Source organism: Lentisalinibacter salinarum (assembly GCF_040706555.1).
Lineage (GTDB): Bacteria > Pseudomonadota > Gammaproteobacteria > Steroidobacterales > Woeseiaceae > Lentisalinibacter > Lentisalinibacter salinarum.
In genome coordinates, this window is sequence record NZ_JAPDRH010000005.1 from 1 (window position 1) to 15,075 (window position 15,075).

12 protein-coding genes are annotated in these 15,075 nt (G+C 64.5%); 3 read left to right on the forward strand and 9 right to left on the reverse strand.

The annotated features are described in order from the left end of the window. The 5 genes from ACJMKZ_RS17785 to ACJMKZ_RS17805 form a co-directional block, all read right to left on the reverse strand. Window positions 1-425 (reverse strand): hypothetical protein (locus ACJMKZ_RS17785; protein WP_405234573.1); only part of this gene is annotated, 425 nt, incomplete at its 3' end. Between the two features lie 252 nt (window positions 426-677). Then, a protein-coding gene (locus tag ACJMKZ_RS17790; protein ID WP_405234574.1) for an IS3 family transposase occupies window positions 678-1,750 on the reverse strand; the annotation gives its coding sequence in 2 pieces (ribosomal slippage) (window positions 678-1,489 and window positions 1,489-1,750; 1,074 coding nt in all). Window positions 1,751-1,821: 71 nt separating this feature from the next. Beyond that, window positions 1,822-2,049 carry an RHS repeat-associated core domain-containing protein gene (locus ACJMKZ_RS17795; protein ID WP_405234575.1) on the reverse strand — a complete coding sequence of 76 codons (228 nt, stop codon included), beginning with the start codon at window positions 2,047-2,049 and terminating at the stop codon, window positions 1,822-1,824. Next, window positions 1,995-2,306 (reverse strand): toxin-antitoxin system YwqK family antitoxin, encoded by a 312-nt coding sequence (locus ACJMKZ_RS17800; protein ID WP_405234742.1) that lies wholly within the window; start codon window positions 2,304-2,306, stop codon window positions 1,995-1,997. The genes ACJMKZ_RS17795 and ACJMKZ_RS17800 overlap by 55 nt, the downstream gene beginning before the upstream one ends. A 25-nt stretch (window positions 2,307-2,331) precedes the next feature. Continuing rightward, window positions 2,332-4,350: an RHS repeat-associated core domain-containing protein gene (locus tag ACJMKZ_RS17805; RefSeq protein ID WP_405234576.1), complete on the reverse strand. Its 2,019-nt coding sequence runs from the start codon at window positions 4,348-4,350 to the stop codon at window positions 2,332-2,334. A 171-nt stretch (window positions 4,351-4,521) separates the two neighbouring features. Here ACJMKZ_RS17805 and dusA point away from each other — a divergent pair, with 171 nt between their 5' ends. Further along, window positions 4,522-5,514 (forward strand): tRNA dihydrouridine(20/20a) synthase DusA, encoded by a 993-nt coding sequence (gene dusA, locus ACJMKZ_RS17810; protein WP_405234577.1) that lies wholly within the window; start codon window positions 4,522-4,524, stop codon window positions 5,512-5,514. A 9-nt stretch (window positions 5,515-5,523) separates the two neighbouring features. On the opposite strand, the gene ACJMKZ_RS17815 is transcribed toward dusA, so the two are convergent. Beyond that, window positions 5,524-8,787 (reverse strand): S41 family peptidase, encoded by a 3,264-nt coding sequence (locus ACJMKZ_RS17815; protein WP_405234578.1) that lies wholly within the window; start codon window positions 8,785-8,787, stop codon window positions 5,524-5,526. A 56-nt stretch (window positions 8,788-8,843) separates the two neighbouring features. Next, a complete protein-coding gene (locus tag ACJMKZ_RS17820) occupies window positions 8,844-10,295 on the reverse strand; it encodes a M28 family peptidase (protein ID WP_405234579.1) in 1,452 nt (483 codons plus the stop codon). A 174-nt stretch (window positions 10,296-10,469) separates the two neighbouring features. On the opposite strand from ACJMKZ_RS17820, the gene ACJMKZ_RS17825 reads away from it, so the two are divergent. Together ACJMKZ_RS17825 and ACJMKZ_RS17830 are read left to right on the forward strand one after the other, a co-directional pair. Further along, window positions 10,470-11,282 (forward strand): class I SAM-dependent methyltransferase, encoded by an 813-nt coding sequence (locus ACJMKZ_RS17825; RefSeq protein WP_405234580.1) that lies wholly within the window; start codon window positions 10,470-10,472, stop codon window positions 11,280-11,282. 134 nt (window positions 11,283-11,416) lie between these two features. Further along, window positions 11,417-12,319: an adenylate/guanylate cyclase domain-containing protein gene (locus ACJMKZ_RS17830; protein WP_405234581.1), complete on the forward strand. Its 903-nt coding sequence runs from the start codon at window positions 11,417-11,419 to the stop codon at window positions 12,317-12,319. 24 nt (window positions 12,320-12,343) lie between these two features. Here ACJMKZ_RS17830 and ACJMKZ_RS17835 read toward each other — a convergent pair whose 3' ends face one another. Both ACJMKZ_RS17835 and ACJMKZ_RS17840 read right to left on the reverse strand, forming a co-directional pair. Further along, window positions 12,344-14,095, reverse strand: a complete 1,752-nt coding sequence (locus ACJMKZ_RS17835; RefSeq protein ID WP_405234582.1) for a phosphoenolpyruvate carboxykinase (GTP) — start codon at window positions 14,093-14,095, stop codon at window positions 12,344-12,346. Between the two features lie 185 nt (window positions 14,096-14,280). Further along, the gene (locus ACJMKZ_RS17840) at window positions 14,281-14,862 is read right to left on the reverse strand and encodes a phasin family protein (protein ID WP_405234583.1); all 582 of its coding nucleotides are present in this window, start codon (window positions 14,860-14,862) and stop codon (window positions 14,281-14,283) included. Window positions 14,863-15,075 lie beyond the last annotated feature (213 nt).

A 15,075-nucleotide genomic window follows, 5' to 3' on the forward strand; every position in this document is an offset into this window, starting at 1 on the left:
ATCATCCTGCGCGGAAATATCGGTTTGATTGCATCGTCCCACTGATGCTTCCCGCCGGGCGTCGCGACAACTGATGAAAACCAGCGCAAGTAGGCTTCGTACGTTTCCCCTTCCAGTTGGGCTGACTCGTGCATTGCAAACACACTTTGGAAAAACAGCGCCTCTTCAGTCATTAGACCTCCGAACAGATGCCGTTTCGCGATTGGCATGTCCGGATAATAAACAAGACCCTCCCAGAACGCCTCCGCCTTCTCTGGATCCAATCGCAGTCTGTTCGTAATCCGATACTGCTCAGCAACCTGTTGACGACTCGAAGACTGCACAGCACGCGTATTCGCTCGTACCTGGATAGCCAGATAAATCAACGACACGACGACAGCGATGCCGCCTATGAAATCGCCGAGATTGCCGAGGCCTTCAAGCACAATGGTCCCGCACAGGTAATCCGCAGATTCGCCAGAGCGCCCAGTATAGGCGAAATCGGATCACGGTCCGCACTGCTCTGGTTACCACCGCCAGCCGACCTGAGGAGTATGCCAGGGGGGAGTCGATCTCAGGGCTCAGCGTGCGGTTGCCGAATAGCAAGTGTTTTTGAGACCCCTAGGCGGGCGATCGGGCGCAGGTGAGAGTGACCTTACCCCTGAAGTTGGTCCGGTACTTCACTAGGAAAGGACATACTACGCCACTTGGGCAGCGAAGGCCGCCGGTGTCATGAACTGCAATGAGCTGTGTGGTCGCTCCACGTTGTAATGCTGGCGCCAGGCTTCGATCTCGTCACGAGCATGTTGCAGGGATCGGAACCAATGCTGGTTAAGGCAGCCCTCCCGAAATCGTCCGTTGAAGCTCTCAACAAACGCATTCTGGGTTGGCTTTCCGGGCTGGATAAAATGCAGCTTCACCCGGTGATCTTTGGCCCAGAAGAACATGGCCTTACAGGTCAGCTCGGGGCCGTTGTCGCAGACGATAGTTTTCGGCAACGGGCGGTCGAGTTCGGTGAGGAACCGGGCCATCCTCGCCCCTGATATCGACGTATCGACGAGCTGACCAACGCACTCGCGGCTGAAGTCATCGACGACATTGAGCATCCTGAAGCGTCGGCCATCAGCCAGCTGGTCGGACATGAAATCAACGGACCAGCGCTCATTAGGCTTCGTTGGCACGAGCATCGGTACTCTCGGCCGAGTCAGCTTCTTGCGCCGCTTGGTGCGGACCTGAAGCCGCTCCTCCGTGTAAATCCGATGTGTGCGCTTGTGGTTGCGCACGACCCCCTCGTGCCGAAGCATGGCGTGCAGAGTCGGGCAGCCATAGCGCGGGTACTGCTCGGCCAGCGCCTTGAGCCTGGTCCGAAGGTCTGCATCGTTGGTCGGTAGCGGAACGTAGCGAACCATCGATCGGCTCACTCCCATCAGCCTGCAACCGTGGCGTTGACTCAGGAGCCCTTCCCGGACCCAAAACTCAACGACACGCCGCCGCGCGGCAGGCTTCACCATTTTCGATTCAGCGCTTCCGATAACGCCGATTTCTCCAGCATCGTCTCGGCCAGCAGCTTCTTCAGCTTCTTGTTCTCAGCCTCGAGCTCCCTCAGGCGCTTGGCCTCGGACACCTCCATGCCGCCGTACTTCGCCTTCCAGGTGTAGATCGTGCCCTCGGCAAAGCCGTGCTCCCTGGCCAACTCTGCCAGCGGCACACCGTTCTCGTGCGCCTGCAGGATCTTGATGATCTGCTCTTCGGAAAATCGCTTTCGTTTCATTTCGGACTTCCCCCAAGTCAACTCTAACGGGAAATCCTAGTGAATTCATGGGCCAGATTTCGGGGATAAGGTCAATCAAGACCATCGGGATCAAAGTAGCTCAACGGATTCTGCAGAGCGTACCCATAAGTATTCAATCCACCTTCGAGCCCGATAGGATCGCTTTCCAGGTACCGCCCAGTCGAAGGGTCATATGTACGGTGGTAGTTGTAGACTGTAATTCTCGATGGTGCCCCTTCGCTCGTTATTTTCCTCCGTAGTCGTGCTCCGACACTTTTTCTCCGTCGGCCGAGTACCAAGTGTACAAACCAACTCTTTGGCCATTCCTGTACTGGCCGACTTCCTTTACCTCTCCCGTGTCCCACCAGCTCCGATAAGGACCATCGTGTAATCCGTTGCGGTAGGATGCCTCCAATATCTGCTGTCCTGCCAGATTCCAATGACGCTCAACCCCATCCAACTTCCCTTCGGAATTGAACTCCGCTTCGGCGATAAGTTGGCCATCTTCTCCGTAGACTTTCTCGATTTGCCTATCAGTCGATCGTGCCTCGTTCATGTCAATCTACCTTTCAACCGATGATCTATCGCGGATAGTCCCTAAATGGAGAATACTCCGGTGGTTCCAAAGGATTCGGCTTTCCACCATTCTGATTGCACATATTTCGCCGCGTCGCCGCACGGTCTTGACAGGCCTTCACATGTCGCATTCCCAAGTTTTTCCATTGCCAGCAACGAGAATCTTCAGCCTCCCAGCGGCTATAGCAGAAGTTATCGTCGTCAGAATCGGTGCATACGTCATAGACATATGCGCCAGCTAGCAATGCGCCCCAGAATGCCCATTTTGGCCATGCCGCGTCGGAAGGGTCAGGCACGGCAGTGTCAGCACCAAGGCCGGTCAAAACGCGGGCTACTGCCGACTCGCCGGTCGGATCTGTGTACGACAGTGGATTCTGCAATGCATATCCGTAGGTATTCCACCCGCCGGCCAACCCAATGGGATCGCTCTCCAGATACCGCCCCGTAGTCGGGTCATAAGTGCGGTAGTAGTTGTAGTGCAGCCCTGTCTCTTGATCGTAGTACTGCCCCGGGAACCGCAAAGAGACCACAGTGGCCTGCCCGTCGCCATCCGGATCCTCATCTGCAGCACCGACCCCAAAACCGTCACTTGCCCAGCGCCAGATAACGGTGCCGACAGCGTCGGTCGCGAGCCGGGGCGTGTCGAGCTGGTCCGTGTGCAGGAAGACGATGGTGGAGCCGGTTGCCTGTGCGAGCGGCATGCCATCGAGCCAGAGGTAGTCGCGGTGCTCGATCAGCGTACCGGCACTGTCATAGAGCGTTTCGGCGAGGAGTTCCCCGGCAGGTCCGTAGTGATAGTCGTAACGTCGCCCGCTGCCGGTTGCCTCGAGCTTCCGAACCCGCTGGCCGTGACCGTCGTAGGCATAGGTCGCCTGGAGTGTGCCGCCGACGGAGGCACTCAGCAGCCGGCCGTGATCACCGTAGATATACGTCTTGCCGCGAGCATCATCCAGCGTGTTTTCGGCAGCGTCCAGCGTGACGGTTACGGCATCGTAGCTCGAGAGACGGTTAGAGGCGGGGGAGTAGGTCAGCGTGTCGGTGGTGATACTCACGCCGTCATCGGTGACGAGCGACTGGCGATTACCCACCGGGTCGTAGCTCATGGCGAGCACCCCGTCGTCACCGGTGTCGCTGATCAGCCGGTCCAGGGCATCGTAGTCGAAGGTCCGTGTCCGCGTGGGGTCGTTCGCATCGGCGATCTGATCGATGTTCCCGCCGGAGTCGTGGATTAGCGCCAGGTCCTCGATGGGGGTGGCACCGTCGCTCGTGACCTGGTCCGTCAGTCGATACTGAAGATCGTAGATCCGGATCAGACTGAGGCCATTGCCGAAGTCCAGCGAGACCAGCGGGCCGAAAGGGGCGTAGACGATGCTGGAGGCGACCGGCTCCGTGACGCCGCCGACCGTGGTCGTGACCGCTGTCACTTCTCCCGCGGCATTCCGGGTGTAGTCCACGCGACGGCCGGAGGGATAGGTAATGACGGAGAGCCGGTCATCAGCATCGTACTCGAAACCTGTGGTGTGAACGACGCCGTCCATCGTCCGGGAGACGCTGATGCGATTGCCGAAGGCGTCGTAGCTGTAGTTGCTGGTACCGGCGCCATCCGTCATCGAGGTCAGCCGACCGAGCTGGCTCATCCCGCCATCGTAGCCATAGGAGATATTCAGCGATGAGTCGGGATAGGAAACCGAGGTCAGGCGGTTCAGGGCGTCGTAGGTATAGGTGGTCGTGACACCCCGGGCATCGGTCTGCGTGATGCGGTTGCCGGCAGCATCGTACGTGTAGGTCGTCAGGCCCGTATCCGGACTGGAGACCGAAAGCCGGTTGCCAAGGTCGTCGTAGCTGTAACTCGTCTGTGCATTGTTCGGCGCCGTGACCGAGATCAGCTCATCATTGACGTCATAGGCGTAGCTCGTCGTCCCGGACAGCGCATCCAGAGTCTGCGTGAGACGATTCAGCGGATCGTAGGTGTGGTCGGTGTCGTTCAGGTTCGGATCGGTTTCGTCGGTGAGATTGCTGCCCACGTCGTAGCCCCAGATCCTGTGTGGCAGACCCGAGCGGACCTGCCGGAGATCCTCTTTAGTCAGCCGAGCAGCAACTGAGCAATGCGACATGGCAGGTATTGGGTTCAGATCCGGAGAAGCGGTATTCTTACGCAAGAGCTACGAGCTTCGCACTCCCACCACACTCTCGCAATGAGCCACCGAAGAAATTGCCCACATCGCCGACAGATACAGGTTGCGCCGATGATGGATTGGACGGACCGCCATTGCCGGTACTTCCATCGCCTGCTCTCACCCTCGGCGCTACTCTACACCGAGATGGTGACGGCCGAAGCCCTTGCCCACGGGGACGCCGATCGCCTGCTGGATTTCGATGCCGCCGAGAAACCCGTCGTCCTCCAGGTCGGCGGCTGCCACCCGGCGAAGATGGCACGTGCGGCCCGCCTCGGCGTCGACGCCGGCTACGACGCCGTCAATATCAACGTGGGCTGTCCGAGCGACCGCGTACAGGACGGGCAGTTCGGCGCCTGCCTGATGGACCGTCCGGAGTTAGTGGCCGACTGTTGGCGTGCGATGTCCGAAGCGGTGGATGTGCCCGTGACGGTGAAGACCCGCCTCGGCATCGACGACAAGGACAGCGACGAATTCTTCCTGCGCTTCGTCGATACCGTGGCGGAGGCCGGTTGCACGACGTTCATCGTGCATGCGCGCATCGCGATCCTGGCCGGTCTCAGCCCGAAGGAGAACCGCACGGTACCGCCGCTGAACTACGAGCGGGTCTATCGGCTGAAGGAGCGCTACCCGGAGTTCGAGATCGTGATCAACGGTGGCATTACGTCGGTGGAAGAAGCCCGCGCACAGCTCGATCGCGTGGACGGGGTGATGCTCGGCCGCGCGGCCTACCACACACCCTGGGTCTTGGCGGAACTCGAGCGCGCACTGGGCGATCCGTCCACGGCACCCGCCAGCCGTCACGCCGTGGTGGAGCGGATGCTGCCTTACATCGAGGCGCATCTGGCCGCCGGCGGGCGGCTGCATCACGTGTCCCGGCACATGATCGGGTTGTTCGCCGGCTGCCCGGGCGCGAAGCAGTGGCGGCGGACGCTCAGCGAGAACGCCCACCGCCACGATGCCGGCGTGGAAGTGGTGGAGGAGGCCCTGGCGGCGCTGCCGCGGGCCGCCTGACCGCGCCGATCAGTCGGTACGCACCGGGCCCGCCGGGCGCTGCGGGATGCGCGGCGGATCGGCCTGGATGCGCTGCATTACTTCGGCGATACCGCGCGCGAGCTGCGGGTCGCGGCCCTCGAGCAGCGCGACCGGGTCGTTGTCCACGACGATGTCCGGGCTGACGCCTTCGCCCTCGACGTCCCACTCACCCTGCGCGTTGGCGTAGCCGAACTGGGGCACGTAGACCTCGCCGCCGTCCAGCACCGGGCCGTGGTTGGTGATGCCGATGACGCCGCCCCAGGTGCGCTTGCCGATGAGCGGGCCGAGGCCCGCCTCCCGGAACATCCAGGGGAAGATGTCGCCGTCGGATGCCGAGGTCTCGTTGATGAGGCAGACGAGGTGCCCGGGGAAGACGGTGAACGGATAGGTGTTCGGTCGGTCGTTGTGACGGCCGTACGACAGTCCCAGGATGTTGCGGCGCAGGCGTTCGATCAGCATCTGAGAGACGTTGCCGCCGCCGTTGGAGCGCACGTCCACCACGATGCCGTCCTTGCGGATCTGCGGGTAGTACCACTTGATGAACTCGCGAATACCGTTCGCGCCCATGTCCGGGATGTGGATGTAGCCCACGCGGCCGTCGGTGGCCTCGACTACCTTGCGCCGGTTCTCCGCCACCCAGTTCAGGTAGATGAGATCCGACTCGCTGGCGAGAGGCTCCACCAGCACCGTGCGCGCGTCCTCCAGGTCGGGCGTTTCGCCGACGGTGAGCTGCAGGGGCTGTCCGGCCGGGACGGTCAGCAGCGCGTACGGGTTCGTGGCCGCCGTCAGCTCGCGGCCGTTCACGGCCAGCAGGTAGTCGCCCTCGCGCACGTCCACGCCGGTCTCCGTCAGCGGTGACCGATAGCGCTCGCTGTCGTTCTCCCCGGGGAGGATGTCGGCGATGCGGTAGCGGCCGGCATCCGTATCCAGCGCGAAGCGCGCGCCGAGCAGCGCCACATTGGGGCGGGCGGGCAGGCCCTCGTCGCCGCCGGCGATGTAGGCGTGGGAGGCGTTGAGTTCCGCGATCATTTCGCCGATGAGGTAGTTGAGATCGGAGCGGTGGGAGACGTGCTCGAGCAGCGGTTCGTATTGCTCGCGCACGGCCTGCCAGTCGAGGCCGTGCATGTTCTCAACGTAGAAGTAGTCGCGGAAGCGGCGCCAGACCTCGTCGAAGATGGTGCGCCATTCCGCGCGCGGGTCGATGTCCGCCACCAGTTTGTCGGTGGCGACGGCCTTCGTCTCCTGTTCCGCGCCCTTGCCGATGTCGTAGACCTTGTAGCCGTCCTTGCCCTGCACCATCACGAAGCCGCCGTCCGGCGAGAGGCTCACGCCCTGGACGCCGCCGACCAGTTCCTTCGCTTCCCGGTCCTCGATGCTGTAGGTCATGAGCCGCGGCTGCTGCAGCGGTTCGCGCCCGTAATAGAAGGAGTCGGTGACCACGTACAGGAGATGCTTGCCGGTGACGGCGAGGCCCTGGATGTTGGTGGGGGTGATGCCGGGTACCCGGAAGTACCGTCCGGCCAGGCCGTCGAAGTCGATGCGGACCTCCGGTGCCTGCTTCTTCTTGCCGTCCTCGTCCTTCTTCTCTTCTTCCTCGATGACGGGATCGGCGTTCTCCGGTGCGAAGGGGTTGCCGGCATCGGCGGTCAGGGCGAGGCCGAGGATGCCCACCTGGTCGACCAGGGTGTAATTGAACTCCCGGGTGCCGATCTGTGGCTGGAACATGCGGTCGCCGAGGAAGTACAGTGCCTTGCCGTCCGGCGACCAGGCAGGCGAGCGGTCGTTGAAGAACTCGTCGGTGACGCGGTGCAGCTTCTCGCGCTCGGCGTCCCAGACATGGATGGAGCGCATGCCCGAGGGCTCGCTCAGGCTCAACGCGAGCCAGCGGCCGTCCGGCGACCAGGCGTAGTCCGCCGTGTCGCCCTGGGCCTCGTCGGCCGCGATCACCGGTTCGCCGCGGCCGTCGGTGCGCGCCACGAAGATGCGGCCTGCGGCGTCATGCCAGGCCAGGCGCTCGCCGTCCGCCGAGAAGGCGGGCGCGGAGTAGCGCGTGCGGTAGCCTTCGGAGAGCTGCACCGGGTCGCCGCCGGCGGAGTCTTCCACGTACACCTCTTCCTCCCCGGAGAAGTCGGAGACATAGGCGATGTGGCTGCCATCCGGCGACCAGGCCACTTCGCGCTCGTGGGCGCTCGAGGTGCCGGTCAGGTTGACGGCCAGGCCTTTTTCCACCGGCACGCTGAACAGATCGCCCCGGGCGACGAACAGCGCCCGGCGGGCCTTCGGCGACAGCGCGAAGTCCTCGATCTGGCCGGCGACGCTGACCTGGCGCAGGCGTGCCGGCAGGAGGTCGGAGGGAACCGTGATGGTGAGGCGCCGGTCTTCGCCGGTGGCCGTGTCGTAGACGTGGATGGCGCCGTTCAGCTCGTAGGCGATGCGGCCGGCGTCGTCGGTGCCGGGCCAGCGCACGTCCCAGTCCGTGTAACGAGTCAGCTGGGTGGTTTCGCCGGTGGCGGGGTCGTGGCGGTAGAGGTTGAAACGGCCGTCCCGGTCGGAGGCGAAGTAGGCAGCGCCGTCGATCCACATGGGATCGCGGTCCGAGCGCTCGTGGCTGGTGACCGGCGTGGCAGTGCGGCCCGGGATATCCAGCAGATACAGGTCCTGGGCCCAGCCGCCCTGGTAGCGCTTCCAGGTGCGGAAGTCGCGCATCAGCGGCGAATAGAACAGACGGTCGGTGCTGCCCGCAAAGGTGGCGGCGCCGGCTCTCGGCAGCGGGAGCGGTTCCGGCAGACCGCCTTCGCGGCTCACGGTGAACAGACCCCCGTCGCCCAGCCCCCAGGCGTCGCGCAGGGAGCGGAACAATACGCGCTCGCCGTCCGGCGTCCAGCCCTGCACCAGGTGGTCGTAGCCCCAGCGGGCGGGTAGGGGACCCTGGGACGGATACCAGGTCAGCTGGCGCGGCTCGCCGCCTTCCGCCGGGATGACGTACACCTGCTCGGCGCCGTCGTACTGGCCGGTGAAGGCGATCTCGCTGCCGTCCGGCGAGAACTCCGCGAAGATCTCCAGCCCCGGATGGCTGGTGAGCTGGCGTGCGTGTCCGCCGTCGGCCGACACGGACCAGAGGTTGCCGGCGTAGGTGAACACCACCCGGTCGCCGTGGATGTCCGGGTAGCGCAGCATCAGTGTCTCCGCGGCCACGCCGGTGCCGGCGAGGAAGGCGAGGGCGGTCAGGCAAAGTGTCGGTAACTTTCTCATGGTTTCGTCCGTGATGATGACTCTGGTCGTGAGTTGGGTACGGCGTGTGGGCTCGCTCAGCGGGACTCGCGGGGCTCGACGGCCAGCCGGCCGAAGTCGCGCTCGAGGTTGGCGGCGATCCAGGCGAAGGCGGCGTAAGCGGCCACGTTCTGGTCGATGGCCGCGCGCTCGATGCGGTCGATGGTGTCGTTGGCCGTGTGGTGGTAGTCGAAATAGTACGTGCCGTCCTGGGTCAGGGAAAACACCGGCATGCCGCCGGTACGCAGCGGCCGCAGGTCCGCGCCGCCGCCGGTGTCGTTGCCGCCGCGCTCGATGCCGAGCGGTGCCAGCACCTGGTGGATGCCGGCCACCAGATCCAGGGCCTCCGGTGCCACGTTGGAAGAGATGCGCCAGACCCGGCCGGCGCCGAAGTCGGCTTCCGTGCCCACGATGTGATTGGCGAATTCCTCGTCGCTCATCTGCCGGTACTTGCGCGCACCGGACAGGCCGAATTCCTCGTTGGCGAACAGGACCACGCGGATGGTGCGGCGGGGCGCGGTGTCCAGCTGACCGATGAGGTGGGCTGCCGCCGTGACGATGCCGACGCCGGCGCCGTCGTCCAGCGCGCCGGTGCCGAGGTCCCAGGAGTCGAGGTGAGCGCCCAGCAGCACGATCTCCTCCGGGGTTTCGCGCCCGGGGATCTCGCCGATGACGTTCGCCGAGGTGGTGGGTGGCAGCTGGCGGGCGGTGGAGTGGATGCGCAGCACCGGCTCGGCGCCGGCGGCGATGCGGTAGGCGAGCAGGTCGGCGTCCGGTGCGGACAGGGCGATGGCCGGGATGCGGCGGATGGAGAGATCGTAGAGCTGAGTGCCGGTATGAGGCGCCCGGTTGTCGCTGGTACCGACGCTGCGGATGACGACGGCCTGGGCGCCGAGTTTCGCCGCCTCCCGTGCGCCGTACAGACGGACGGGAACGGTCTCGCCATAGCCCCGGCCGTCGCGGGCGCGCTCCATTCGTTTGTCGATGAAGACGATGCGGCCGCGGATGTCCTCCGCGTCGCGGTCCTGCAGATCCTCGAGGCCGCTCACGCGCACCACGCCCGCCTCGATGCCGGCCTCGCCGGTGCCGACGCTACCGCCGAGCGAGGTTGCGGCCAGCGGAACCGGGTTTTCACCGAGCAGCGTCACGGAGAGCGTGCCCCGGTCCCAGTGGGGCACTTCCACTTCCTGGGTGCGCACGTTCTCGAGGCCGAGCGCGCGAAGCTTCTCGAGCGCCCAGCGCACCGCCGCGCGGTCGCCCGGTGAGCCCGCCATGCGCGGTCCCACCTCCAGGGTGAGTGACTCGACGATGTCGTAAGCGGGCGTGCCCGCGAGCGCGGCGTCGCGCAATGCGGCGGCACTGTCCTTGAGATCGTTGGACAACGGCTGCGCTGCGGCCGTGCCGAAAATCGCAGACAGGGCAATGGCGAACAGAGGAGTGGCGACGAGTGCCGGCAGGCCGGCACGTCGCTTCAGCGTGGATGGCGACATCGATGGCTCCGAGACAGTTTGCCGAAACGGTTTTCGATACGGTTCTCGATACGGTTTGCGCCGGATTGTACCCAAAGCTGCCGGGCAGTACGCATAGCCGCCCACGGCGCCAGCCTATACAATTCAGCGGCGGCAGGACCCGTCCGCTCCGTATAAGAAAGGTACAGACACCCCATGGGCAAGGCACAACGCAAGCAGACAATGGCCGAGCTAGCCGACAGGCACGAGCTCTACGAGGAATCCGTCCAGGACGTCGAGGTGGAGGTGGACTTCCTCCTGGATACCTTCGGCGAACTGCGCGGACGCACACCGCAGATCTACCGCGAGGACTTCTGCGGCACGGCGAGTGCCTGCTGCGAGTGGGTGCGGCGTGGCAGCGACCGGCGCGCAATCGGCGTGGATCTGGATCCGGAGGTGCTGGCCTGGGGCCGGGAGAACCGGCTCTCCCACCTGACCCACGACGAGCGCGACCGCGTAACCCTCATCGAGGACAACGTCCTCACGGCCAATACCGGCGTGGTCGACCTGATCGGCGCGTTCAACTTCAGTTACTTCATCTTCGATTCCCGGGACGAGATGCGCCGCTACTTCGAGCGTTGCCGGGAGTGCCTGGCGGACGACGGCATCCTGTTCCTGGACGCTTTCGGCGGCTCCGAGACCATGGACGTGGTGAAAGAGGAGACCGAGCACGACGACTTCACCTATGTCTGGCATCAGGCCGAATACCATCCGGTGACCGGCTACATGAAGTGCCACATCCATTTCAAGTTCCCGGACGGCTCGAAGATGAAGAGGGCCTTCAGCTACGAGTGGCGCCTGTGGACGTTGCCCGAGATCCGCGAGCTGCTGCTGGAGGCCGGCTTCAGCAAGGCCACCGTCTACTGGGAGGGCGAGGACGAGGATGGCGAGGGCAACGGCGAATTCACCCCGGAGTCGGAGGGTGAGCCGGACCCCGCCTGGATCGTCTACATCGTGGCGGAGAAATAGGCTCTCCGGGGCCGGGTGCCGGCGGATTGGACATAATGGGTGTCGGTCGGCGCCCCTGTCTGCGTATAATCGAGCGGGAAAACGGATAAGCTTCCCCGCGTATCCCGCCGGCAGCAAAGGCTTTCGGACAGATAATGACCACAGACGCTGAAGTCGCCATTCTCTTCGCCGACGTCGTCGGCAGCACCCAGCTCTACGAGACGCTGGGTGACGACCGCGCCCGCGAGACGGTGGCCGAGTGCCTGGAGATCATGAAAGCCGCCACCGAGGAGACCGGCGGCACGGTCATCAAGACCATGGGCGACGAGGTGATGGCCACCTTCCCGACGGCCAATGCCGCCATCGGCGCGGCGGCGGCCATGCAGAAGCGGATCAGCGACAACGAGGAGCTGATCGGCGAGGGCCACAAGGTGTCCATCCGCATCGGCTGCCACTTCGGCCCGGTGGTGCAGGAGAACCGGGACATCTTCGGTTCCGCGGTGCACACGGCGAATCGGATGACCTCCCAGGCGAAGGCGCGCCAGATCATCACCACCGACACGATGGTGCAACAGCTGGACGAGGACTGGCAGGCGCTGGTCCGCCAGATCGACATCGCCACCGTGAAGGGCAAGCGCGACGAGGTGGCGCTCTACGAGGTGCTGTGGCAGCCGGAGGAGGCCACCAGCATGCTGCCGACGATCGGCTTCGAGGAGCAGGGCGCCGACAAGCCGGTGAAGCTCGTCCTGTCCTATAACGGCAAGGAAGTGGAAATGGACGCGAAGCGCACGAGCATTTCCATGGGCCGCGCCGACGAGAACGATCTGGTGGTGAAGGGCAATCTGATCTCGCGCATCCACGCCCGGGTGGAGAAGCGCCGGCACCGGTATTTCCTGGTGGACGAGAGCACCAACGGCACCTTCATCCAGACCATGCAGGGCGAGGAAATCTTCGTCCGCCGCGACTCAGCCGAGCTGGCCGGCGAGGGCATCATCGGCCTGGGACGGGTTGCCAAGCCCGGCAGCCCGCTGGCCATCCACTACATGCTGGTGCGCTGAGACCGGCGGCGCCGCCGGCGCCGGTCAGGAAGCCTTCGCCAGCTTCTCCATCACGGCGCCGTGTTCGGCCAGCAGACGCTCGGGAGCGCGCTCGCCGAACGAGCGCAGGTACTCGCCGACCGCTTCCATCTCCGCCTGCCACTGTGCCGGGTCGACGGCAAGTAACGCCTCCATGACGTCCGGGTCTATCTCGAGTCCCTCCGTGTCGATGTCGCCTGGCTTCGGCAGCAGTCCCACCGGCGTCTCGACGGCGTCGGCGCGGCCCTCGCAGCGGTCGATGATCCAGCGAAGTACCCGCAGGTTCTCGCCGAAACCCGGCCACAGGAAGCGGCCGTCGCCGTCGCGGCGGAACCAGTTCACGTGGAAGATGCGGGGCAGCTCGAGCGGCCGGTCGGCCAGCGAGAGCCAATGCTGCCAGTAATCGGCGAAGTTGTAGCCGCAGAAGGGCTTCATCGCCATCGGATCCCGGCGCACGACGCCCACCTTGCCGGTGGCCGCGGCGGTGGTCTCCGATGCCACGCTGGCGCCGACCAGCACGCCGTGGCTCCAGTCCTTCGCCTCGTAGACCAGCGGTGCCAGTTCCCGGCGGCGGCCGCCGAAGACGATGGCGGAGATGGGCACGCCCTCGGGCGCCTCCGCCAGTGAGGAGTAGCTCGGGTTCTGCTCCGCCGAGACGGTAAAGCGGGAGTTCGGATGGGCGGCGGGGCCGTGCTCCGGGTCATACTCCCGGCCGCGCCAGTCGATGGCGGGCTCGCCTTCCTTCTTCTCTTCCCACCAGGGCTCGTTGTCGGCCGTCACCGCGACATTCGTATAGATGGTGTCGCGGTGGATCATGTCGTAGGCATTCTTGTTGGTCTTTGCGTTCGTGCCCGGCACCACGCCGAAGTAGCCTGCCTCCGGGTTGATGGCCCGCAGCCGGCCGTCCTCGTCCGGGTGCAGCCAGGCGATATCGTCGCCCAGAGTCCAGATCTTCCAGCCGGGCTGAGAGGCGGGCGGGATCAGCATGGCGAGGTTGGTCTTGCCGCAGGCCGACGGGAAGGCGCAGGCCAGATAGTGGACCTCGCCGTCCGGGCTCTCGACGCCGACGATGAGCATGTGCTCGGCCAGCCAGCCCTCCTGGCGCGCCTGCCAGCTGGCGATGCGCAGCGCGTGGCATTTCTTGCCGAGCAGCGCGTTGCCGCCGTAGCCGGAGCCGATGCTGCGGATGGCGAGCTCCTCCGGGAAGTGCATGATGTAGCGGTTGTCCGGATCCAGATCGCCGGTGGAATGCATGCCCCTGACGAACGTGCCGTCGCGCTCGATGCGTTCGAGCGCCTCGTCGCCCATGCGGGTCATGAGCTTCATGTTGGCGACCACGTAGGGGCTGTCGGTGATCTCCACACCGCAGCGCGCATAAGGCGATTCCACGGGTCCCATGCAGTAGGGGATGACGTACATCGTGCGGCCCTGCATGCAGCCGTCGAACAGCGCGTCGAGCTTCTCGTGCGCCTCGGCCGGGTCCATCCAGTTGTTGTTGGGGCCGGCATCGGCCTCCCGGCGGGTGCAGACGAAGGTGAGGTGTTCCACCCGCGCGACGTCCGAGGGGTCGGAGCGGTGCAGGTAGCAGTTGGGGTAGGAGTCCTGGTTCAGTTCCACGAGATCGCCGGACTCCAGCATCTTCTGGATGAAGTTCTCGTATTCGCTATCGCTGCCGGTACACCAGTAAATGTCGTCCGGCCGGGTCAGACGGGCCACCTCGTCGACCCAGTCACTGAGGCTCTTCAACGTCGTGCTCATCGTGCTCTCTTGCGCTGGCGGCTGGGGAATTCCCGGAGTCCTTTCCCGGAGAGGGCCGGTATTATACCCACGAGACCGCGGAGTGCATTCCCTCTCCGTGCGCAATGCGCAACTCCCGCTGCAGAAACAAAAACGCCGCCGGATCCGTGGATCCGGCGGCGCAAGAGACTTATGTCAGACGGGGATCACGCGGCGGCTGCCGAGCTGGTCCCTCCCGTCTCGACCTGCCGTGCCTTCTTGGCAACCTTGGTTGCCGTCCGGCGGGTCTTCTTGGCGGCTTTCTTCTTGGTCTTGGCCGCTTTCTTCTTGGCCGTCTTCTTGGCGGGCTTCACTGCCTTCTGGCGGAAGTCCGTGACGGTGCTCTTCACGACCTCACCCACGTCCTCGGCGGCGTCGCCGAAGATGGTCACGGTGCCGCGCACGTTATCGACGACGCGCGACGTGGTGGCCGGGATGAGGTTGGCCTGGGTCTTCACCAGGGCGCCCAGGCTCTCGGCACGGGCGGCCGCCTTCAGGCGGGCACCGGCGGCGTCCAGCGTGGACTCGACCGTCTTCGTCTGGTGCTTCACCAGCTTCTCGGTCGTCTTGTGAGAGATGTTGGCCAGACGCAGGGTCATGTCGGAGATCCGACGGACCGGGGTCTTGCCCTTCGTGACCCAGTCACCGGCTCGCTCGACGCCGTCCTGAGCTGCGGAAATCACGGACTCGACGCGACCACGGGCGTCTTCCGCGGCACGATTGAAAATGTTCTCGACACTGATGTTCATTTGGCACCTCCTCGGTTGCTGCGCTGCATCATTGTTGCAATGCACAATAAGCCATGTCAGCGGGCTTGTCAAGCATCTGCGTAACCTGAAATGCAGACTTCGCAGCCCGTGTTTCCGGCTTCGTAAGTACCTGAATTAAAGAATAATAATTCGGCTGTAAAAGCGCCTGCGGCGGAGCCGGCCGTGGCGAGCCTTGCGCGTCCGCCGGCAGCC

Coding starts and splice junctions, on each gene's coding strand:
- dusA (WP_405234577.1), top strand. CDS start 4,522: ATGAGCCACCGAAGAAATTGCCCACATCGCCGACAGATACAGGTTGCG.
- ACJMKZ_RS17825 (WP_405234580.1), top strand. CDS start 10,470: ATGGGCAAGGCACAACGCAAGCAGACAATGGCCGAGCTAGCCGACAGG.
- ACJMKZ_RS17800 (WP_405234742.1), bottom strand. CDS start 2,306: ATGAACGAGGCACGATCGACTGATAGGCAAATCGAGAAAGTCTACGGA.
- ACJMKZ_RS17815 (WP_405234578.1), bottom strand. CDS start 8,787: ATGAGAAAGTTACCGACACTTTGCCTGACCGCCCTCGCCTTCCTCGCC.
- ACJMKZ_RS17835 (WP_405234582.1), bottom strand. CDS start 14,095: ATGAGCACGACGTTGAAGAGCCTCAGTGACTGGGTCGACGAGGTGGCC.
- ACJMKZ_RS17830 (WP_405234581.1), top strand. CDS start 11,417: ATGACCACAGACGCTGAAGTCGCCATTCTCTTCGCCGACGTCGTCGGC.
- ACJMKZ_RS17820 (WP_405234579.1), bottom strand. CDS start 10,295: ATGTCGCCATCCACGCTGAAGCGACGTGCCGGCCTGCCGGCACTCGTC.
- ACJMKZ_RS17840 (WP_405234583.1), bottom strand. CDS start 14,862: ATGAACATCAGTGTCGAGAACATTTTCAATCGTGCCGCGGAAGACGCC.